This window comes from Pseudomonas sp. SDO52101_S400 (assembly GCF_054071635.1).
This window is the reverse complement of sequence record NZ_JBSVWF010000028.1, coordinates 12,741-32,813: the sequence shown is the minus strand read 5'-3', so window position 1 is coordinate 32,813 and position 20,073 is coordinate 12,741. Positions and strand designations below refer to the sequence as shown.

33 protein-coding genes are annotated in these 20,073 nt (G+C 54.8%); all 33 read right to left on the bottom strand.

Annotated elements, in window-relative coordinates; all coding sequences use genetic code 11:
• Positions 1-29 precede the first annotated feature (29 nt).
• The 33 genes from bfr to rpsG all read right to left on the bottom strand — a co-directional run bounded on the left by bfr (position 30) and on the right by rpsG (position 20,033).
• Positions 30-497, bottom strand: a complete 468-nt coding sequence (gene bfr, locus ACW9HX_RS15690) for a bacterioferritin (protein ID WP_007955633.1) — start codon at positions 495-497, stop codon at positions 30-32.
• Between the two features lie 149 nt (positions 498-646).
• On the bottom strand, positions 647-2,101 hold the full coding sequence (locus ACW9HX_RS15685) for a catalase (protein ID WP_457381297.1): 1,455 nt from the start codon (positions 2,099-2,101) through the stop codon (positions 647-649).
• A gap of 238 nt (positions 2,102-2,339) precedes the next feature.
• The gene (gene rplQ, locus ACW9HX_RS15680; protein WP_007955635.1) at positions 2,340-2,726 is read right to left on the bottom strand and encodes a 50S ribosomal protein L17; all 387 of its coding nucleotides are present in this window, start codon (positions 2,724-2,726) and stop codon (positions 2,340-2,342) included.
• A gap of 42 nt (positions 2,727-2,768) precedes the next feature.
• A complete protein-coding gene (locus ACW9HX_RS15675; protein ID WP_003186012.1) occupies positions 2,769-3,770 on the bottom strand; it encodes a DNA-directed RNA polymerase subunit alpha in 1,002 nt (333 codons plus the stop codon).
• 22 nt (positions 3,771-3,792) lie between these two features.
• Positions 3,793-4,413: a 30S ribosomal protein S4 gene (gene rpsD / locus ACW9HX_RS15670; RefSeq protein WP_003176404.1), complete on the bottom strand. Its 621-nt coding sequence runs from the start codon at positions 4,411-4,413 to the stop codon at positions 3,793-3,795.
• An 18-nt stretch (positions 4,414-4,431) separates the two neighbouring features.
• Positions 4,432-4,821, bottom strand: coding sequence for a 30S ribosomal protein S11 (rpsK, locus tag ACW9HX_RS15665; protein WP_002555466.1), 390 nt, complete (start codon positions 4,819-4,821; stop codon positions 4,432-4,434).
• A gap of 30 nt (positions 4,822-4,851) precedes the next feature.
• Entirely contained in the window at positions 4,852-5,208 is a 357-nt protein-coding gene (gene rpsM / locus ACW9HX_RS15660; RefSeq protein ID WP_009045849.1) for a 30S ribosomal protein S13, read from the bottom strand.
• Positions 5,209-5,338: 130 nt separating this feature from the next.
• Positions 5,339-5,455: a 50S ribosomal protein L36 gene (gene rpmJ, locus ACW9HX_RS15655; protein ID WP_002555468.1), complete on the bottom strand. Its 117-nt coding sequence runs from the start codon at positions 5,453-5,455 to the stop codon at positions 5,339-5,341.
• Between the two features lie 27 nt (positions 5,456-5,482).
• On the bottom strand, positions 5,483-6,811 hold the full coding sequence (gene secY, locus ACW9HX_RS15650; RefSeq protein ID WP_003228718.1) for a preprotein translocase subunit SecY: 1,329 nt from the start codon (positions 6,809-6,811) through the stop codon (positions 5,483-5,485).
• Complete coding sequence (gene rplO, locus ACW9HX_RS15645) at positions 6,812-7,249, bottom strand: 50S ribosomal protein L15 (RefSeq protein WP_011336169.1); 438 nt, start codon at positions 7,247-7,249, stop codon at positions 6,812-6,814.
• A 3-nt stretch (positions 7,250-7,252) separates the two neighbouring features.
• A complete protein-coding gene (gene rpmD, locus ACW9HX_RS15640; RefSeq protein WP_003176408.1) occupies positions 7,253-7,429 on the bottom strand; it encodes a 50S ribosomal protein L30 in 177 nt (58 codons plus the stop codon).
• A gap of 2 nt (positions 7,430-7,431) precedes the next feature.
• Positions 7,432-7,932: a 30S ribosomal protein S5 gene (gene rpsE / locus ACW9HX_RS15635; RefSeq protein WP_457381296.1), complete on the bottom strand. Its 501-nt coding sequence runs from the start codon at positions 7,930-7,932 to the stop codon at positions 7,432-7,434.
• A 3-nt stretch (positions 7,933-7,935) separates the two neighbouring features.
• Positions 7,936-8,286: a 50S ribosomal protein L18 gene (rplR, locus tag ACW9HX_RS15630; protein WP_003186037.1), complete on the bottom strand. Its 351-nt coding sequence runs from the start codon at positions 8,284-8,286 to the stop codon at positions 7,936-7,938.
• A 10-nt stretch (positions 8,287-8,296) separates the two neighbouring features.
• The gene (gene rplF, locus ACW9HX_RS15625; protein WP_025129400.1) at positions 8,297-8,830 is read right to left on the bottom strand and encodes a 50S ribosomal protein L6; all 534 of its coding nucleotides are present in this window, start codon (positions 8,828-8,830) and stop codon (positions 8,297-8,299) included.
• 12 nt (positions 8,831-8,842) lie between these two features.
• Positions 8,843-9,235, bottom strand: coding sequence for a 30S ribosomal protein S8 (rpsH, locus tag ACW9HX_RS15620; RefSeq protein ID WP_011336171.1), 393 nt, complete (start codon positions 9,233-9,235; stop codon positions 8,843-8,845).
• A gap of 209 nt (positions 9,236-9,444) precedes the next feature.
• Positions 9,445-9,750, bottom strand: coding sequence for a 30S ribosomal protein S14 (rpsN, locus tag ACW9HX_RS15615; RefSeq protein WP_003228726.1), 306 nt, complete (start codon positions 9,748-9,750; stop codon positions 9,445-9,447).
• Positions 9,751-9,763: 13 nt separating this feature from the next.
• The gene (rplE, locus tag ACW9HX_RS15610; RefSeq protein ID WP_003210069.1) at positions 9,764-10,303 is read right to left on the bottom strand and encodes a 50S ribosomal protein L5; all 540 of its coding nucleotides are present in this window, start codon (positions 10,301-10,303) and stop codon (positions 9,764-9,766) included.
• Positions 10,304-10,323: 20 nt separating this feature from the next.
• Positions 10,324-10,638 (bottom strand): 50S ribosomal protein L24, encoded by a 315-nt coding sequence (rplX, locus tag ACW9HX_RS15605; RefSeq protein WP_003186046.1) that lies wholly within the window; start codon positions 10,636-10,638, stop codon positions 10,324-10,326.
• 11 nt (positions 10,639-10,649) lie between these two features.
• Positions 10,650-11,018: a 50S ribosomal protein L14 gene (gene rplN, locus ACW9HX_RS15600; protein WP_002555479.1), complete on the bottom strand. Its 369-nt coding sequence runs from the start codon at positions 11,016-11,018 to the stop codon at positions 10,650-10,652.
• Between the two features lie 23 nt (positions 11,019-11,041).
• Positions 11,042-11,308: a 30S ribosomal protein S17 gene (gene rpsQ / locus ACW9HX_RS15595; RefSeq protein WP_003194644.1), complete on the bottom strand. Its 267-nt coding sequence runs from the start codon at positions 11,306-11,308 to the stop codon at positions 11,042-11,044.
• A 2-nt stretch (positions 11,309-11,310) separates the two neighbouring features.
• A complete protein-coding gene (gene rpmC / locus ACW9HX_RS15590) occupies positions 11,311-11,502 on the bottom strand; it encodes a 50S ribosomal protein L29 (protein ID WP_002555481.1) in 192 nt (63 codons plus the stop codon).
• On the bottom strand, positions 11,502-11,915 hold the full coding sequence (gene rplP / locus ACW9HX_RS15585) for a 50S ribosomal protein L16 (protein WP_003228729.1): 414 nt from the start codon (positions 11,913-11,915) through the stop codon (positions 11,502-11,504). The genes rpmC and rplP overlap by 1 nt, the downstream gene beginning before the upstream one ends.
• 12 nt (positions 11,916-11,927) lie before the next feature.
• Positions 11,928-12,614, bottom strand: coding sequence for a 30S ribosomal protein S3 (gene rpsC, locus ACW9HX_RS15580; protein WP_003176422.1), 687 nt, complete (start codon positions 12,612-12,614; stop codon positions 11,928-11,930).
• A 13-nt stretch (positions 12,615-12,627) separates the two neighbouring features.
• Positions 12,628-12,960, bottom strand: coding sequence for a 50S ribosomal protein L22 (rplV, locus tag ACW9HX_RS15575; protein ID WP_003103908.1), 333 nt, complete (start codon positions 12,958-12,960; stop codon positions 12,628-12,630).
• Positions 12,961-12,971: 11 nt separating this feature from the next.
• Positions 12,972-13,247: a 30S ribosomal protein S19 gene (gene rpsS, locus ACW9HX_RS15570; RefSeq protein WP_011336172.1), complete on the bottom strand. Its 276-nt coding sequence runs from the start codon at positions 13,245-13,247 to the stop codon at positions 12,972-12,974.
• A 16-nt stretch (positions 13,248-13,263) separates the two neighbouring features.
• Positions 13,264-14,088, bottom strand: a complete 825-nt coding sequence (rplB, locus tag ACW9HX_RS15565) for a 50S ribosomal protein L2 (RefSeq protein ID WP_003186055.1) — start codon at positions 14,086-14,088, stop codon at positions 13,264-13,266.
• Between the two features lie 14 nt (positions 14,089-14,102).
• A complete protein-coding gene (gene rplW, locus ACW9HX_RS15560) occupies positions 14,103-14,402 on the bottom strand; it encodes a 50S ribosomal protein L23 (RefSeq protein WP_002555488.1) in 300 nt (99 codons plus the stop codon).
• Positions 14,399-15,001, bottom strand: a complete 603-nt coding sequence (gene rplD / locus ACW9HX_RS15555; protein ID WP_003228735.1) for a 50S ribosomal protein L4 — start codon at positions 14,999-15,001, stop codon at positions 14,399-14,401. The genes rplW and rplD overlap by 4 nt, the downstream gene beginning before the upstream one ends.
• A 12-nt stretch (positions 15,002-15,013) precedes the next feature.
• Positions 15,014-15,649: a 50S ribosomal protein L3 gene (rplC, locus tag ACW9HX_RS15550; RefSeq protein ID WP_007955641.1), complete on the bottom strand. Its 636-nt coding sequence runs from the start codon at positions 15,647-15,649 to the stop codon at positions 15,014-15,016.
• 80 nt (positions 15,650-15,729) lie between these two features.
• Positions 15,730-16,041, bottom strand: a complete 312-nt coding sequence (gene rpsJ, locus ACW9HX_RS15545) for a 30S ribosomal protein S10 (protein WP_003186070.1) — start codon at positions 16,039-16,041, stop codon at positions 15,730-15,732.
• A gap of 157 nt (positions 16,042-16,198) precedes the next feature.
• Positions 16,199-17,392, bottom strand: coding sequence for an elongation factor Tu (tuf, locus tag ACW9HX_RS15540; RefSeq protein ID WP_010220303.1), 1,194 nt, complete (start codon positions 17,390-17,392; stop codon positions 16,199-16,201).
• Between the two features lie 31 nt (positions 17,393-17,423).
• Complete coding sequence (gene fusA / locus ACW9HX_RS15535) at positions 17,424-19,529, bottom strand: elongation factor G (RefSeq protein ID WP_085712351.1); 2,106 nt, start codon at positions 19,527-19,529, stop codon at positions 17,424-17,426.
• Positions 19,530-19,559: 30 nt separating this feature from the next.
• Positions 19,560-20,033 (bottom strand): 30S ribosomal protein S7, encoded by a 474-nt coding sequence (gene rpsG, locus ACW9HX_RS15530; RefSeq protein WP_007916467.1) that lies wholly within the window; start codon positions 20,031-20,033, stop codon positions 19,560-19,562.
• Positions 20,034-20,073: the final 40 nt, after the last annotated feature.

Genomic DNA, 20,073 nt, shown 5'->3' with positions numbered 1-20,073 from the left:
TGACAGGGGCTTTTTTGTAACTGACGCAATCAGGATGCGTGGGATTGCAGATAGTTCTGAATACCGATCAGCTTGATCAGGCCCAACTGCTTTTCAAGCCAGTAGGTGTGGTCTTCTTCAGTGTCATGCAACTGGAGCTTGAGGATATCGCGGCTTACGTAGTCGCCATTCTTTTCGCACAGCTCGATGCCTTTGCACAGTGCGGCACGAACTTTGTACTCAAGGCGCAGATCCGCTTCGAGCATCGTCTCCACCGTGGTACCGACATCCAGATCATCCGGACGCATGCGCGGCGTGCCTTCCAGCATCAGAATCCGGCGCATCAGAGCGTCAGCGTGACCGGCTTCTTCTTCCATCTCGTGGTTGATTCGTTCGTAGAGCTTGGTGAATCCCCAGTCCTCATACATCCGCGAATGCACAAAATATTGGTCACGCGCAGCCAGCTCGCCGGTCAGCAACGTGTTGAGGTAATCGATAACGTCTGGGTGGCCTTGCATCGCCCTACATCTCCCTTCTTGAAAGTCTGTAGTTTGAACCAACCTGACTGCGAGGTCACTCACTTCGCGCAATAAAAGCGAAGATATTCTGAGAAAAGCAGGTTAAATAACGCAAAAACCGCCCTAATGAGGGCGGTTCTGCTTCTCGTTTAGACTTCGTTAAGCTGTACGTTGAGCAGCTTTGCGATTGCTTCTCCATACGCCGGGTCGGCCTTGTAGAAATGCTGCAACTGGCGGTCGACAACATCACTCGAAACACCCGCCATCGCACCGGCGATGTTGCTGACCAACAGCGCTTTCTGCTCATCGCTCATCAAACGGAACAGCGCACCGGCATGGCTGTAGTAGTCGGTATCTTCGCGGTGATCGTAGCGATCTGCCGCGCCACTCAAGCCCAGCGCAGGCTCAGCGTAATGCGGCGCCTGCTTCGGCGACTCCACGTAGCTGTTCGGCTCGTAATTAGGTGCCGCACCACCATTGCTGCCGAATGCCATCGAACCGTCGCGCTGATAAGTATTCACCGGACTGCGCGGGGCGTTCACCGGCAGTTGCTGGTGATTGGTGCCGACGCGATAACGATGCGCATCGGCGTAGGCAAACACGCGACCTTGCAGCATGCGATCCGGCGAAAGACCGACACCCGGGACCATGTTGCTTGGGCCAAATGCAGCTTGCTCGACTTCGGCGAAGTAGTTCAGCGGGTTGCGATTCAACTCCAGCTCACCGACTTCGATCAGCGGGAACTCCTTCTGCGACCAGGTCTTGGTCACGTCGAACGGGTTCTCGTAATGTGCTGCGGCCTGGGCTTCGGTCATGATCTGGATGCACACACTCCATTTCGGGAAGTCACCGCGCTCGATGGCCTCGAACAAATCACGCTGCGCGTAATCAGGATCGGTACCCGCCAGGCGCGCCGCGTCTGCGGGCGCGAGGTTCTTGATCCCTTGTTTGGTTTTGTAGTGCCATTTCACCCAGTGACGCTCGCCTTGCGCACTGATCAAGCTATAAGTGTGACTACCGAAGCCGTGCATGTGGCGGTAGCCGTCTGGAATGCCGCGATCAGAAAACAGAATGGTGACCTGGTGCAGCGCCTCCGGCGAGTGCGACCAGAAATCCCACATCATCTGCGCACTTTTCAGATTGCTTTGCGGCAAGCGCTTCTGGGTGTGGATAAAGTCAGGGAATTTCAGCGGATCACGAATGAAGAACACCGGCGTGTTGTTGCCGACGATGTCCCAGTTGCCTTCTTCGGTGTAGAACTTCAGGGCAAAGCCACGAGGATCGCGCTCGGTGTCCGCCGACCCACGCTCACCACCCACCGTGGAAAAACGCAGAAAGGTTGGTGTCTGCTTACCGACAGCAGAGAACAGTTTGGCGCTGGTGTACTTCGTGATATCGCGAGTGACAGTGAAAGTACCGTAGGCGCCCGAACCTTTGGCGTGCACACGGCGTTCCGGAATGTTTTCACGGTTGAAGTGGGCAAGCTTCTCGATCAAGTGAAAGTCTTCGAGCAGCAACGGACCACGCGGCCCGGCGGAACGGGAGTTCTGGTTGTCGGCGACTGGCGCGCCGCTGGCAGTCGTAAGCGTCTTGTTCTGGCTCATGCGATCTTCTTCCTCTGTCAGTCTTGAACTGCCGGCTAATCGGCTTGTTGGGGAGTATCGATCATCAACATGACAGCCACAAATTCATTAACTCATGGTCATCAATAGAAAAAAGCTAACGAAAAATCCCCGCACATAGTGCAGACCCAGACAGGGTAGAAGCTTGTACGAACCGCGCATTTCTTGCGGGCACAAAAAACCGGGCACTAGGCCCGGTTCTTTGTTTCAGACTGACGTCTTACTCAGCGGATACAGCTTCACCGCCAACAGCACGATCAACCAGTTCGACGTACGCCATAGGCGCGTTGTCGCCAGCGCGGAAACCGCACTTGAGGATGCGCAGGTAGCCACCCTCACGGGTAGCGTAACGCTTGCCCAGGTCGTTGAAGAGCTTACCAACGATAGCTTTCGAACGAGTACGGTCGAAAGCCAGACGACGGTTAGCAACGCTGTCTGTCTTGGCCAGAGTGATCAGCGGCTCGGCAACGCGGCGCAGTTCTTTGGCTTTTGGCAGAGTAGTTTTGATCAGCTCGTGCTCGAACAGCGACACTGCCATGTTTTGGAACATGGCCTTGCGGTGCGAGCTGGTGCGGCTCAGGTGGCGACCACTTTTACGATGACGCATGGTTCATTCCTTACCAAACACTACGTTCGGTGATTACGACGATCAGGCAGTCGCCTTGTCGTCCTTCTTAAGACTTGCAGGCGGCCAGTTGTCGAGGCGCATGCCGAGGGACAGACCGCGGGAGGCCAGAACGTCCTTGATTTCAGTCAAGGATTTCTTGCCCAGGTTCGGAGTCTTCAACAGCTCTACTTCGGTGCGCTGAATCAGGTCACCGATGTAATAGATGTTTTCCGCCTTAAGGCAGTTAGCCGAACGTACAGTCAGTTCCAGATCGTCAACCGGGCGAAGCAGGATCGGATCGATCTCGTCTTCCTGCTCGACAACCACTGGCTCACTGTCACCTTTGAGGTCGACGAACGCAGCCAACTGCTGTTGCAGGATGGTTGCAGCACGACGGATAGCCTCTTCAGGATCCAGAGTACCGTTGGTTTCCAGATCAATAACCAGCTTGTCCAGGTTGGTACGCTGCTCGACACGGGCGTTTTCCACCACGTATGCGATACGGCGAACCGGGCTGAACGAAGAGTCAAGCTGCAAGCGACCGATGCTGCGGCTTTCGTCTTCATCGCTCTGACGCGAGTCTGCTGGTTCATAACCACGACCACGAGCTACGGTGAGCTTCATGTTCAGGGCGCCGTTAGACGCCAGGTTAGCGATTACGTGATCGGGATTAACGATCTCGACATCATGATCCAGCTGAATATCGGCAGCGGTAACCACCCCCGAACCCTTCTTCGACAAGGTCAGCGTAACTTCGTCACGGCCGTGCAGCTTGATAGCCAGACCTTTAAGGTTCAACAGGATTTCAATTACGTCTTCCTGTACACCTTCGATGGCGCTGTACTCGTGGAGCACACCGTCAATCTCGGCCTCGACTACTGCGCAGCCGGGCATTGAGGACAACAGGATGCGTCGCAGCGCGTTGCCCAGGGTGTGGCCGAAACCACGCTCGAGAGGCTCGAGAGTGATCTTGGCGCGGGTTGGACTGACAACCTGCACATCAATATGGCGGGGTGTCAGGAACTCATTTACCGAAATCTGCATGGATGCACCTATTTTCTAGCCCTTACTTGGAGTAGAGCTCGACAATCAGGCTTTCGTTGATGTCGGCGGACAGATCACTGCGAGCAGGAACGTTCTTGAAAACGCCCGACTTCTTCTCAGTGTCTACTTCTACCCACTCTACGCGGCCACGTTGAGCACACAGATCGAGAGCTTGGACAATGCGAAGTTGATTTTTTGCTTTCTCGCGAACAGCGACCACGTCACCAGCACGAACCTGGTACGAAGGAACGTTTACGGTCTGACCGTTAACGCTGATCGACTTGTGCGATACCAGCTGACGGGATTCGGCACGAGTCGAACCAAAGCCCATACGGTATACGACGTTGTCCAGACGGCATTCGAGCAGTTGCAGCAGGTTTTCACCGGTTGCACCTTTCTTGCCAGCAGCTTCTTTGTAGTAGCCGCTGAATTGACGCTCGAGAACGCCGTAGATACGACGGACCTTCTGCTTTTCACGCAGTTGGGTGCCGTAGTCGGACTGGCGACCGCGGCGTTGGCCGTGGATACCAGGTGCTGCTTCAATGTTGCACTTCGATTCGATCGCGCGCACGCCGCTCTTCAGGAAGAGATCGGTGCCTTCGCGACGAGCGAGTTTGCATTTTGGACCAATGTAACGAGCCATTCTTTACAATCTCCTGGATTACACGCGGCGCTTCTTCGGCGGACGGCACCCGTTGTGCGGGATTGGCGTCACGTCGGTGATGCTGGCGATCTTGTAGCCACAGCCGTTCAAAGCGCGGACTGCGGATTCACGACCTGGACCTGGACCCTTGACGTTCACGTCGAGGTTTTTCAGGCCGTATTCCAGCGCAGCTTGACCAGCACGCTCAGCAGCTACTTGAGCAGCGAACGGGGTGGACTTGCGGGAACCGCGGAAACCCGAACCACCAGAGGTAGCCCAGGAAAGAGCGTTACCTTGACGGTCGGTAATGGTCACGATGGTGTTGTTAAAAGAAGCATGGATGTGGGCGATGCCATCAACCACTGTCTTTTTAACTTTTTTACGAGGACGAGCAGCAGGTTTTGCCATGATTAAATTCCTGTCGATTCGCTGGGGCGATTACTTGCGGATCGGCTTACGCGGACCTTTACGGGTACGCGCGTTGGTCTTGGTACGCTGACCGCGTACTGGCAGACCACGACGATGACGCAGACCGCGATAGCAACCGAGGTCCATCAAGCGCTTGATTTTCATGTTGATTTCGCGACGCAGGTCACCTTCAGTGGTGAACTTCGCCACTTCGCCACGCAGCTGTTCAATCTGCTCGTCGCTCAGATCCTTGATCTTTGCGGCTGGGTTTACCCCAGTCTCTGCACAAATTTTCTGTGCAGTAGTGCGACCAACACCATAGATGTAGGTCAGCGAGATAACAGTATGCTTGTTATCTGGAATGTTAACGCCTGCAATACGGGCCATTCAGTGGGACTCCAATTGACAGCTACCTACGCCCCGGAAGCCAAGAAATAGGGCGCGAGATAATATCGCTGTAATAACAAATAATCAACCCGGCAGCGCACTAGCTGCCGGGCTTGAAGCACAATCACACTCAGCCTTGGCGCTGTTTGTGACGCGGTTCCGCGCTGCAAATTACTCGAACAACACCTTCGCGGCGAATAATCTTGCAGTTACGGCACAGCTTTTTCACCGATGCACGAACTTTCATCACCAACTCCTCGAACCTTATGGGTACTCAGCGCAACATGCCGCTGCCGTAACCCTTCAGGTTGGCTTTCTTCATCAGGGATTCGTACTGGTGCGAAACGAGGTGCGATTGTACTTGGGACATGAAGTCCATCACAACCACGACCACGATCAGCAACGAGGTCCCGCCAAGGTAGAACGGAACGTTTGCTGCAACCACCAGGAACTGGGGCAACAAGCATACGGCCGTCATGTAAAGAGCACCGAACATGGTCAAGCGAGTCAGAACGCCATCAATGTAGCGCGCAGACTGCTCACCTGGACGGATGCCCGGAATAAAGGCACCGGACTTCTTCAGGTTTTCCGCTACGTCTTTCGGATTGAACATCAACGCCGTATAGAAGAAGCAGAAGAAAATAATCCCTGCACTAAACAGCAGAATATTCAACGGCTGACCAGGAGCGATCGACTGCGAGATGTCCTGCAACCAGCCCATACCTTCAGACTGACCAAACCAGGCACCCAACGAAGCCGGGAACAGCAAAATGCTGCTCGCGAAAATAGCCGGAATAACGCCGGCCATGTTCACCTTCAGCGGCAAGTGGCTAGTCTGCGCAGCGAAAACCTTGCGGCCCTGCTGACGCTTGGCGTAGTGAACAGCGATACGACGCTGACCACGCTCAATGAACACCACGAAACCGATAATCGCTACTGCCAGCAAACCGATGGCAACCAGGGCGAAGATGTTGATATCACCCTGACGCGCAGACTCGAAAGACTGCCCGATTGCTCTCGGAAGACCGGCGACGATACCCGAAAAAATCAACATCGAGATACCGTTGCCTACACCACGCTCAGTAATCTGCTCACCCAGCCACATCATGAACATCGCACCAGCCACAAAAGTGGATACCGCGACGAAATGGAAGCCAAAGTCACCAGTGAACGCAACGCCCTGCCCCGCCAGGCCAATGGACATGCCAATGGCCTGGACGAGAGCGAGGACGACGGTGCCGTAGCGGGTGTACTGGCTGATCTTGCGACGGCCAGCTTCACCTTCCTTCTTCAACTGTTCCAGCTGCGGGCTGACGGCGGTCATCAGTTGCATGATGATCGATGCCGAAATATACGGCATGATTCCCAGTGCAAAAATGCTCATCCGTTCCAGCGCGCCGCCGGAAAACATGTTGAACAAGCTAAGAATGGTCCCCTCATTCTGTCGAAACAGGTCCGCGAGTCGGTCCGGGTTGATACCTGGAACCGGGATGTGTGCGCCTATTCGGTAGACGATAATCGCCAGGAACAGAAAACGCAGACGAGCCCAGAGTTCAGACATACCGCCTTTGCCGAGCGCAGAGAGAGCACCTTGCTTAGCCATTTATTCCTCGAACTTGCCGCCAGCTGCTTCGATAGCCGCACGCGCACCTTTGGTGGCGCCGATTCCCTTGCCGATAGTGACAGCGCGAGCCACTTCACCGGACAGCATGATTTTCACACGCTGTACGTTGACGTTGATCACGTTGGCATCTTTCAGGGACTGCACGGTGACGATGTCGCCTTCCACTTTAGCCAGCTCGGACAGACGCACTTCTGCGCGGTCCATGGCTTTCAGGGAAACGAAACCGAACTTCGGCAGGCGACGATGCAGCGGCTGTTGACCGCCTTCAAAGCCTGGAGCAATGGTGCCACCGGAGCGGGAGGTCTGACCCTTGTGACCACGGCCACCAGTCTTACCCAAACCACTACCGATACCACGGCCCGGACGATGCTTTTCGCGACGGGAACCCGGCGCTGGACTCAGATCATTGAGTTTCATCGATTAACCCTCGACACGCAGCATGTAGTAAGCCTTGTTGATCATCCCGCGATTCTCGGGAGTATCCTGGACTTCTACAGTGTGACCGATGCGACGCAGACCCAGACCCTTAACGCACAGTTTGTGGTTAGGGATGCGGCCGGTCATGCTTTTGATCAGCGTAACTTTAACGGTAGCCATGATCAGATGATCTCCTTGACAGTCAAGCCACGCTTGGCAGCAATGGACTCAGGAGATTGCATGGCTTTCAGACCCTTGAAAGTGGCGTGAACCACGTTTACCGGGTTAGTCGAGCCGTAGCACTTGGCCAGAACGTTCTGAACGCCAGCAACTTCGAGGACAGCACGCATAGCGCCGCCAGCGATGATACCGGTACCTTCAGAAGCAGGCTGCATGTACACCTTCGAAGCGCCATGAGCGGACTTCATTGCGTACTGCAGAGTGGTGCCGTTCAGATCAACCTGGATCATGTTGCGGCGAGCAGCTTCCATTGCCTTCTGGATCGCAGCAGGCACTTCACGCGACTTGCCACGGCCGAAGCCAACACGCCCTTTACCATCACCAACCACGGTCAACGCGGTGAAAGTGAAGATACGGCCGCCTTTAACGGTTTTGGCTACGCGGTTAACTTGAACCAGCTTCTCAATGTAGCCTTCGTCGCGCTTTTGGTCGTTATTTGACATAACTTAGAACTCCAGCCCAGCTTCACGAGCAGCATCAGCCAGCGCTTTAACGCGGCCGTGGTACTTGAAGCCAGAGCGGTCGAAAGCCACCTGCGAGACGCCAGCGGCCTTAGCACGCGTAGCGACCAGCTGGCCAACCTTAGTGGCCGCGTCGATGTTGCCAGTGGCGCCATCACGCAGTTCTTTATCCAAAGTCGAGGCGCTTGCCAGGACTTTGTTGCCGTCGGCCGAAATGACCTGGGCGTAGATGTGCTGCGACGAGCGGAACACGCAGAGACGCACGACTTCGAGTTCGTGCATTTTCAGGCGTGCTTTGCGAGCGCGACGCAGTCGAGTAACTTTTTTGTCGGTCATTTGCTATGCCCTACTTCTTCTTGGCTTCTTTACGACGGACGACTTCGTCCGCGTAGCGCACACCTTTGCCTTTGTACGGCTCTGGTGGACGGAAGTCGCGGATCTCGGCGGCCACTTGACCTACCAGCTGCTTGTCGATGCCCTTGATCAGGATATCGGTCTGGCTAGGGGTCTCAGCGGTGATGCCTTCCGGCAGTTCATAATCCACTGGGTGCGAGAAGCCAAGAGCCAGGTTCAGCACTGTGCCTTTTGCTTGCGCTTTGTAACCAACACCGACCAGCTGGAGCTTGCGCTCGAAGCCTTGGCTTACGCCTTGGACCATGTTGTTAACCAACGCACGAGTGGTACCGGCCATTGCGCGAGTTTGTTGATCGCCATTGCGAGCAGCAAAACGCAGCTCACCGGCCTCTTCAACGATCTCAACAGACGAATGGACGTTCAGTTCGAGAGTGCCCTTGGCACCCTTCACCGAAAGCTGTTGGCCTGCGAATTTGACTTCGACACCGGCTGGCAGCTTAACGGGGTTCTTAGCGACGCGAGACATGCTTATCCCCCCTTAGAACACAGTGCAAAGAACTTCGCCGCCGACACCGGCAGCGCGCGCAGCACGATCAGTCATCACACCTTTGTTGGTGGAGACGATAGACACACCGAGACCGCCACGTACTTTTGGCAGTTCTTCGACGGACTTGTACTGACGCAGGCCTGGACGGCTAACGCGCTTGACTTCTTCGATGACCGGACGGCCTTCGAAATATTTCAGCTCGATAGACAGCAGTGGTTTTGTTTCGCTGCTGATCTGATAACCCGCGATGTAACCTTCGTCCTTCAGGACTTTAGCTACAGCCACCTTCAACGTGGAAGAAGGCATGCTTACGACGGACTTTTCAGCCATCTGGGCATTACGGATTCGAGTTAGCATGTCCGCTAACGGGTCCTGCATACTCATGGGCTAGACGCTCCTAATACAGAAAAATTAGCCTTGCGGCTACTACTTGTCGCCGAGAAATTCCGGGTGTAAAAAACACGGGCTCAGGCGAGCCGGTCATTCTAGACATACCCCAGAAATGAATCAAGCCCCAAAAGGGGCTTGATTCATGTTCAAGGCCACCGATGGTCAGGTTCTTGCGAACCCGACCATCGAGACTTTGACAGCAATTACCAGCTGGCTTTAACCAGACCTGGAACGTCACCACGCATTGCGGCTTCACGCAGCTTGTTACGGCCCAGGCCGAACTTGCGGTAAACGCCGTGCGGACGACCAGTCAGGCGGCAGCGGTTACGCATGCGCGAAGCGCTTGCGTCACGTGGCTGCTTCTGCAGAGCTACGGTAGCTTCCCAACGAGCTTCTGGACTTGCGTTCAGATCAACGATGATAGCTTTCAGCGCTGCACGCTTGGTGGCGTACTTGGCAACGGTGAGCTGACGCTTCAGCTCACGGTTTTTCATGCTCTTCTTGGCCATTTTCCTACTCCAATCAGTTGCGGAACGGGAATTTGAAAGCGCGCAGCAGAGCGCGACCTTCATCATCGTTCTTAGCAGTGGTGGTCAGGGTAATGTCCAGACCGCGGAGAGCATCGATCTTGTCGTAGTCGATTTCCGGGAAGATGATCTGCTCTTTCACGCCCATGCTGTAGTTGCCACGACCATCGAAGGACTTGGCATTCAGGCCGCGGAAGTCGCGAACCCGAGGCAGGGAGATCGACAGCAGACGATCCAGGAACTCGTACATACGCTCACGGCGCAGAGTCACTTTGACACCGATCGGCCAACCTTCACGGACTTTAAAGCCAGCGATGGATTTGCGAGCGTAGGTCACAACGACTTTCTGGCCGGTGATCTTTTCCAGGTCAGCAACAGCGTGCTCGATGACTTTTTTGTCGCCGATCGCTTCGCCCAGACCCATGTTCAGGGTGATTTTGGTAACGCGCGGAACTTCCATCACGTTCGAAAGCTTAAGTTCTTCCTTAAGTTTCGGAGCGATTTCCTTCCGGTAAATCTCTTTTAGTCGTGCCATGGTCTTCTACCTAGCAGTGTTCAAGCATCAACCGCTTTTTGGGTCGACTTGAAGACACGAATTTTTTTACCGTCTTCTACTTTGAAACCAACGCGGTCAGCCTTGTTGGTTTCGCCATTGAAGATGGCGACGTTAGAAGCGTGCAGTGGCGCTTCTTTCTCGACGATACCGCCCTGTACGCCCGACATCGGGTTAGGCTTGGTATGACGCTTGACCAGGTTCAGACCACCAACAACCAGACGGTTGTCAGCAAGAACCTTCAGCACCTTACCGCGCTTACCTTTGTCTTTGCCGGCGATCACGATGATCTCGTCGTCACGACGAATCTTTTGCATGTCGGATCTCCTTACAGCACTTCTGGGGCGAGCGAGACGATCTTCATGAACTTCTCAGTACGAAGTTCACGGGTCACTGGCCCAAAGATACGGGTGCCGATCGGCTCTTGCTTGTTGTTCAGAAGAACAGCAGCGTTGCCATCAAAGCGGATAATGGAGCCATCAGCACGACGTACGCCGTGACGAGTGCGGACTACAACAGCAGTCATCACTTGGCCTTTTTTCACCTTACCGCGAGGAATTGCTTCCTTCACGGTAACTTTGATGATGTCACCGATACCAGCGTAACGACGATGGGAGCCACCCAGCACCTTGATGCACATAACACGGCGAGCGCCGCTGTTATCGGCCACATCGAGCATGGATTGAGTCTGAATCATATAATTTCTCCGACCCCTAGCCCTTAGACTTCCACAGCGCGTTCGAGAACATCAACCAGCGCCCAAGACTTGGTCTTGGCCATCGGACGAGTTTCACGAATAGTGACTTTGTCGCCGATGTGGCACTGATTGGTTTCGTCGTGCGCGTGCAGCTTAGTCGAACGCTTAACGTATTTACCGTAGATCGGGTGCTTAACGCGACGCTCGATCAGAACGGTGATGGTTTTGTCCATCTTGTCGCTGACAACACGGCCAGTCAGCGTACGGACAGTTTTTTCGGCTTCAGCCATGATCACTTACCTGCCTGCTGGTTGAGCACAGTCTTCACGCGAGCGATGTCACGCTTAACTTGCGAGAGCAGATGAGACTGCCCCAACTGGCCAGTTGCTTTCTGCATACGCAGATTGAACTGGTCGCGCAGCAAGCCGAGCAGTTGCTCGTTCAGCTGCTGTGCGGATTTTTCACGAAGTTCATTCGCTTTCATCACATCACCGTCCGTTTAACAAAGGAGGTGGCGAGCGGCAGCTTTGCAGCAGCCAGGGCGAAAGCCTCACGCGCCAGCTCTTCAGAAACACCCTCGATTTCATACAGGACTTTGCCTGGCTGAATCTGGGCAACCCAGTATTCCACGTTACCCTTACCTTTACCCATACGAACCTCGAGAGGCTTCTTGGAGATCGGCTTGTCCGGGAATACACGGATCCAGATCTTGCCGCCACGTTTTACGTGACGGGTCAGAGCACGACGTGCTGACTCGATCTGACGAGCGGTGAGACGACCACGAGCTACAGACTTCAGCGCGAACTCGCCGAAGCTGACTTTGCTACCGCGCAGTGCCAGACCACGGTTGTGGCCGGTCATCTGCTTGCGGAACTTCGTACGCTTTGGTTGCAACATTTGGCGTACCCCTTACTTAGCAGCTTTTTTACGAGGCGCTGGTGCTTGTGGTTTCAGTTCTTCTTGGCGACCACCAATTACTTCGCCCTTGAAGATCCAAACCTTTACACCGATCACACCGTAAGTGGTGTGAGCTTCGTAGTTGGCATAGTCGATGTCGGCACGCAGGGTGTGCAGTGGCACACGACCTTCGCGATACCATTCAGTACGTGCGATTTCAGCACCGCCGAGACGACCGCTCACTTGGATTTTGATGCCTTTGGCACCAATGCGCATGGCGTTCTGTACAGCGCGCTTCATAGCACGACGGAACATTACGCGACGCTCCAGCTGCTGAGCTACGCTCTGCGCAACCAGCATACCGTCGAGCTCCGGCTTGCGGATCTCTTCGATATTGATGTGCACAGGCACACCCATTTGCTTGGTCAGGTCCTGACGCAGTTTCTCAACATCTTCACCTTTCTTCCCGATAACGATACCTGGACGAGCGGTGTGGATGGTGATGCGTGCAGTTTGGGCCGGACGATGGATATCGATACGGCTTACGGACGCGCTTTTTAGTTTGTCTTGGAGGTATTCACGCACCTTCAGATCAGCGAACAAGTAGTCCGCATAAGTCCGACCGTCTGCGTACCAGACGGAGGTGTGCTCCTTGACGATTCCCAGGCGAATGCCAATGGGATGTACTTTCTGACCCATCTCTTCGACTCCGTTACTTGTCAGCAACCTTGACAGTGATATGGCAAGACCGCTTGACGATGCGATCAGCACGGCCTTTGGCACGTGGCATGATGCGCTTCAGCGAACGCCCTTCGTTGACGAAAACGGTGCTGACCTTCAGGTCATCAACGTCTGCGCCTTCGTTATGCTCGGCGTTGGCTACGGCCGACTCCAGCACTTTTTTCATGATCTCGGCGGCTTTCTTACTGCTGAAAGCCAACAGGTTGAGCGCTTCGCCCACCTTCTTCCCGCGGATCTGGTCGGCGACCAAGCGGGCTTTCTGGGCGGAGATTCGAGCGCCCGACAACTTAGCGGCTACTTCCATTTCCTTACCCCTTAACGCTTGGCTTTCTTGTCTGCCACGTGCCCGCGATAGTTGCGGGTACCGGCGAACTCGCCCAGTTTGTGGCCGACCATGTCTTCGTTAACGAGAACTGGGACGTGCTGACGACCGTTGTGTACTGCGATGGTCAGACCGACCATTTGTGGCAGGATCATCGAACGACGCGACCAAGTCTTAATTGGTTTGCGATCGTTCTTTTCCGCCGCCACTTCGATCTTCTTCAGTAGGTGAAGATCAATAAAAGGACCTTTTTTCAGAGAACGTGGCACTGTCGTATCCCTCTATTTACTTGCGACGACGGACGATCATTTTGTCGGTACGCTTATTACCACGAGTCTTCGCGCCCTTAGTCGGGAAGCCCCATGGCGATACCGGATGACGACCACCAGAGGTACGACCTTCACCACCACCATGTGGGTGGTCAACCGGGTTCATGGCAACACCACGAACGGTTGGGCGAACGCCACGCCAGCGCTTGGCACCAGCTTTACCCAGCGAACGCAGGCTGTGCTCGGAGTTCGAGACTTCGCCCAGGGTCGCACGGCACTCAGCCAGCACTTTACGCATTTCACCGGAACGCAGACGCAGGGTCACGTAAACGCCTTCACGAGCGATCAGCTGAGCCGAAGCACCAGCAGAACGAGCGATTTGCGCGCCTTTACCTGGCTTCAGTTCGATGCCGTGTACGGTGCTACCAACTGGAATGTTGCGCAGTTGCAGAGCGTTGCCCGGCTTGATCGGTGCCAGAGCACCTGCGATCAGCTGGTCGCCAGCGCTCACGCCTTTAGGGGCGATGATGTAGCGACGCTCGCCATCTGCGTACAGCAGCAGAGCGATGTGAGCAGTACGGTTTGGATCGTATTCGATACGCTCGACAGTGGCAGCGATGCCATCTTTGTCGTTACGACGGAAGTCGACCAGACGATAATGCTGCTTATGACCACCACCGATGTGACGAGTGGTAATACGGCCATTGTTGTTACGACCACCAGACTTCGATTTTTTCTCGAGCAGCGGTGCGTGAGGAGCGCCTTTATGCAGCTCCTGGTTGACCACCTTGACCACAAAACGGCGGCCAGGGGAAGTCGGTTTGCATTTAACGATTGCCATGATGCACCCCTTCCTTACTCAGCACTGCTGCTGAAATCGAGATCTTGGCCTGGCTGAAGGGAGATAACTGCCTTCTTCCAGTCATTACGCTTGCCCAGACCGCGAGCGGTGCGCTTGCTCTTACCCAGAACGTTCAGGGTAGTAACACGCTCAACTTTCACGCTGAACAGGCTTTCGACGGCCTTCTTGATTTCCAGCTTGGTTGCATCAGTAGCAACCTTGAAAACGAACTGGCCTTTCTTGTCTGCCAGAACCGTAGCCTTCTCGGAAACGTGCGGGCCAAGCAGAACTTTAAATACGCGTTCCTGGTTCATCCCAGCAGCTCCTCGAATTTCTTCACGGCCGACACGGTGATCAACACCTTGTCGTATGCGATCAGACTAACTGGATCGGAACCTTGCACGTCACGCACATCTACGTGTGGCAGGTTGCGAGCAGCCAGGTACAGGTTCTGATCAACAGCGTCCGACACGATCAGAACGTCGGTCAGGCTCATGTTGTTCAGTTTGCCCAGCAGGTCTTTGGTTTTCGGAGTTTCAACTGCGAAATCCTGAACCACGACCAGACGATCAGTACGCACCAGCTCAGCAAGGATGGAACGCATTGCTGCGCGGTACATCTTCTTGTTCAGCTTCTGGGAGTGATCCTGTGGACGAGCTGCGAAAGTGGTGCCGCCGCCGCGCCAGATTGGGCTACGGATAGTACCGGCACGAGCACGGCCAGTACCTTTCTGACGCCATGGGCGCTTACCGCCACCACGAACGTCGGAACGGGTCTTTTGCTGCTTGCTACCCTGACGGCCGCCAGCCATGTAGGCCACGACTGCTTGGTGAACCAGCGTCTCGTTGAACTCGCCGCCAAATGTCAGTTCGGAAACTTCGATCGCTTGAGCGTCATTTACATTTAATTGCATGTCAGCTTCCCCTTAACCGCGAGCCTTGGCTGCTGGACGTACAACCAGGTTGCCGCCAGTAGCGCCAGGAACAGCACCCTTGACCAACAACAGATTGCGTTCAGCGTCCACGCGCACTACTTCCAGGGACTGCACGGTCACGCGCTCAGCGCCCATATGACCGGACATTTTTTTGCCCTTGAATACACGACCAGGAGTCTGGCACTGGCCGATAGAGCCTGGGACGCGGTGGGATACGGAGTTACCGTGGGTGTTATCTTGCCCGCGGAAATTCCAACGCTTGATCGTACCCTGGAAGCCTTTACCTTTGGACTGACCGGTTACATCAACCAGCTGACCAGCAGCGAAGATTTCAGCGTTGATCAGATCGCCGGCCTGGTACTCGCCTTCTTCAAGGCGGAATTCCATTACGGTACGACCAGCGGCAACGTTCGCCTTGGCGAAGTGACCAGCTTGAGCAGCTGTTACACGGGAAGCACGACGCTCGCCGACAGTGACTTGCACTGCACGATAGCCATCGGTTTCTTCAGTTTTGAACTGGGTGACGCGATTCGGCTCGATCTCAATGACCGTGACCGGAATGGAGACACCTTCTTCGGTGAAAATACGGGTCATACCCGCTTTACGACCGACTACACCAATAGTCATGTTGTAAACCTCATGAGTGTACGGGGCTTTCACCCGCTATGGCCGCCCATTTCAGAGCGTTACACGACCAAGACCGAGTCTTAGCCGAGGCTGATCTGCACTTCCACACCGGCCGCAAGATCAAGCTTCATAAGTGCATCAACGGTTTTATCCGTTGGCTGGACGATGTCCAGAACGCGCTTATGAGTGCGGATTTCGTACTGGTCACGCGCGTCTTTGTTGACGTGCGGGGAAACCAGAACGGTGAACCGCTCTTTACGGGTAGGCAGTGGAATTGGACCACGCACTTGAGCACCAGTACGTTTCGCGGTTTCCACGATTTCCTGGGTTGATTGGTCGATCAGGCGATGGTCAAAAGCCTTCAACCTGATACGGATTTGCTGATTTTGCATTGGATTTCAGACTCCGGCTGCTATTCCCACCGGGCGCAATACGCCCGTTAAAAGGAGGCGCAATTCTATAGACGCCCCAGATAGGTGTCAACCCAATAAAAAAGCCCCCGCTAAGCGGGGGCTTTTTCAACTCATCAAAGCTATCTCAAAAAAGAGATTACTCGATGATTTTGGCTACGACGCCAGCGCCGACGGTACGACCGCCTTCACGGATAGCGAAACGCAGACCGTCTTCCATCGCGATGGTTTTGATCAGGGTAACAGTCATCTGAATGTTGTCACCTGGCATTACCATTTCAACGCCTTCTGGCAGCTCGCAGTTACCAGTCACGTCAGTAGTACGGAAGTAGAACTGTGGACGGTAGCCTTTGAAGAACGGAGTGTGACGACCGCCTTCTTCCTTGCTCAGAACGTAAACTTCTGCGGTGAACTTGGTGTGCGGCTTAACCGAACCCGGCTTAACCAGAACCTGACCACGCTCAACGTCGTCACGCTTGGTGCCACGCAGCAGAACGCCGCAGTTCTCGCCAGCACGACCCTCGTCCAGCAGCTTGCGGAACATCTCAACACCGGTGCAGGTGGTGGTGGTGGTGTCACGCAGACCAACGATTTCCAGGGCATCTTGAACGCGAACGATACCGCGCTCGATACGACCGGTCACAACAGTACCGCGACCCGAGATCGAGAACACGTCTTCGATTGGCATCAGGAACGGCTTGTCGATAGCACGCTCTGGCTCTGGGATGTAGCTGTCCAGAGTTTCCACCAGCTTCTTAACAGCAGTGGTGCCCATTTCGTTGTCGTCTTTGCCTTCCAGAGCCATACGAGCCGAACCGATGATGATCGGAGTGTCATCGCCCGGGAAGTCGTAGGTGGACAGCAGGTCGCGAACTTCCATCTCAACCAGTTCCAGCAGCTCTGCGTCGTCTACCAGGTCAGCCTTGTTCAGGAAAACCACGATGTACGGAACGCCTACCTGACGGGACAGCAGGATGTGCTCACGAGTTTGTGGCATCGGACCATCGGCAGCCGAGCAAACCAGGATCGCGCCGTCCATCTGGGCAGCACCAGTGATCATGTTCTTCACGTAGTCAGCGTGACCTGGGCAGTCAACGTGAGCGTAGTGACGAATGTTCGAGTTGTACTCAACGTGCGCGGTGTTGATGGTGATACCGCGAGCTTTTTCTTCTGGAGCGCTGTCGATCTTGTCGAATTCAACTACGGCCGAACCGAAAACTTCGGAGCAGACGCGAGTCAGAGCAGCGGTCAGAGTGGTTTTACCGTGGTCAACGTGGCCGATGGTGCCAACGTTTACGTGCGGTAGGGAACGATCAAATTTTTCTTTAGCCACGACAATTAACTCCTAGCCTAAAGGGGCTGAATCAGCCTTGTTTTTTGGTAACGGATTCGACGATGTGCGACGGAGCCGTATCGTATTTTTTGAATTCCATAGAGTAGCTTGCGCGACCCTGAGACATGGAACGAACGTCGGTCGCATAACCGAACATCTCACCCAGTGGAACTTCGGCACGGATAACCTTGCCGGACACTGTGTCTTCCATACCCTGGATCATGCCGCGACGACGGTTAAGGTCGCCCATCACATCACCCATATAGTCTTCAGGCGTAACAACCTCTACCGCCATGATCGGCTCAAGCAACTCACCACCACCCTTCTGGGCCAGTTGCTTGGTCGCCATGGAAGCAGCCACTTTAAACGCCATCTCGTTGGAGTCGACGTCGTGGTAAGAACCATCGAACACGGTAGCCTTCAGGCCGATCAGCGGATAGCCGGCAACAACGCCGTTCTTCATCTGCTCTTCGATACCCTTCTGGATAGCCGGGATGTATTCCTTAGGAACCACACCACCTACTACTTCGTTCAGGAATTGCAGACCTTCCTGACCTTCGTCAGCAGGAGCAAAACGGATCCAGCAATGACCGAACTGGCCACGACCGCCGGACTGACGAACGAACTTGCCTTCGATTTCGCAGTTCTTCGTGATGCGCTCACGGTACGAAACTTGAGGCTTGCCGATGTTGGCTTCGACGTTGAACTCACGGCGCATCCGGTCAACCAGGATGTCCAGGTGCAGCTCGCCCATGCCGGAGATGATCGTTTGACCAGTCTCTTCATCAGTTTTAACGCGGAAAGACGGGTCTTCCTGAGCCAGCTTGCCCAGAGCGATACCCATTTTTTCCTGGTCATCCTTGGTCTTAGGCTCTACGGCAACCGAAATAACCGGCTCCGGGAAGTCCATGCGAACCAGGATGATTGGCTTGTCAGCGTTGCAGAGGGTTTCACCAGTGGTGACGTCCTTCATGCCGATCAGGGCAGCGATGTCGCCAGCGCGCACTTCCTTGATCTCTTCACGGGCGTTTGCGTGCATTTGCACCATACGACCCACACGCTCTTTCTTGCCTTTGACCGAGTTGATCACGCCGTCGCCGGAGTTCAACACGCCCGAGTAAACGCGGACGAAGGTCAGAGTACCCACGAATGGGTCGGTAGCGATCTTGAACGCCAACGCCGCGAACGGCTCGTCGTCGCTTGCATGACGCTCCATCTCTTCTTCCTCGTTATCAGGGTTGGAACCCTTGATAGCAGGAATGTCGGTCGGAGCAGGCAGGAAGTCGATAACAGCGTCGAGAACCAGGGGAACACCCTTGTTCTTGAAGGACGAACCGCAAACAGCCAGAACGATTTCGCCAGCGATAGTACGCTGACGCAGAGCAGCCTTGATCTCGGCGATCGACAGCTCTTCACCTTCCAGATACTTGTTCATCAGCTCTTCACTGGCTTCAGCCGCAGCTTCAACCATGTTGCTGCGCCATTCAGTGGCCAGCTCGAGCATGTCCGCAGGGATTTCCTTGCGGACCGGAACCATACCCTTGTCAGAGTCGTTCCAGTAAACAGCTTGCATGTTGATCAGGTCGATCTGGCCCTGGAAGTTGTCTTCCGAACCGATAGCCAGCTGAATCGGCACCGGAGTGTGACCCAGACGCTGTTTGATCTGACCGATCACGCGCAGGAAGTTGGCGCCAGCACGGTCCATCTTGTTTACGTAAACAAGACGTGGAACGCCGTATTTGTTGGCTTGACGCCATACGGTTTCCGACTGAGGCTCAACACCCGAAGTACCGCAGAACACAACGACAGCGCCGTCGAGTACGCGCAGGGAACGTTCTACTTCAATGGTGAAGTCTACGTGGCCCGGGGTATCGATTACGTTGAAGCGATGCTCGTGTGGGTACTGCTTCTCGGAACCTTTCCAGAAGGCGGTAATGGCAGCAGACGTAATGGTAATACCACGCTCCTGCTCCTGAACCATCCAGTCTGTGGTCGCGGCGCCGTCATGCACCTCGCCCATTTTGTGACTTTTGCCAGTGTAAAAAAGGACGCGCTCGGTGGTGGTGGTTTTACCAGCATCCACGTGAGCGACGATACCGATGTTACGGTAGCGACTAATCGGAGTAGTACGAGCCATAAAGCCCTCGCAAAATTAGTGAAGCTAAAATTAGAAGCGGTAGTGCGAGAAAGCTTTGTTAGCTTCGGCCATACGGTGCACGTCTTCACGCTTCTTAACAGCAGCACCTTTACCTTCAGCAGCATCCAGCAGCTCGCCAGCCAAGCGCAGAGCCATAGACTTCTCGCCGCGCTTGCGGGCGAAGTCTACCAACCAGCGCATTGCCAGAGCGTTACGACGGGACGGACGAACTTCGACCGGAACCTGGTAAGTAGCACCACCAACGCGGCGCGACTTCACTTCGACCAGCGGAGCGATGGCGTCGAGTGCTTTTTCGAAGAGTTCCAGGGGATCGGTGCCAGCCTTACGGGTCGCAACGGTTTCCAGGGCACCATAAACGATACGCTCGGCAACGGCTTTCTTGCCGCTTTCCATTACGTGGTTCATGAATTTGGCGAGGATTTGGCTTCCGTATTTCGGATCGTCCAGAATCTCACGCTTTGCTGCTACGCGACGTCTTGGCATTGATAAGCCCTCAAACGGTCTTCAGGTTAGCTCGGGACAG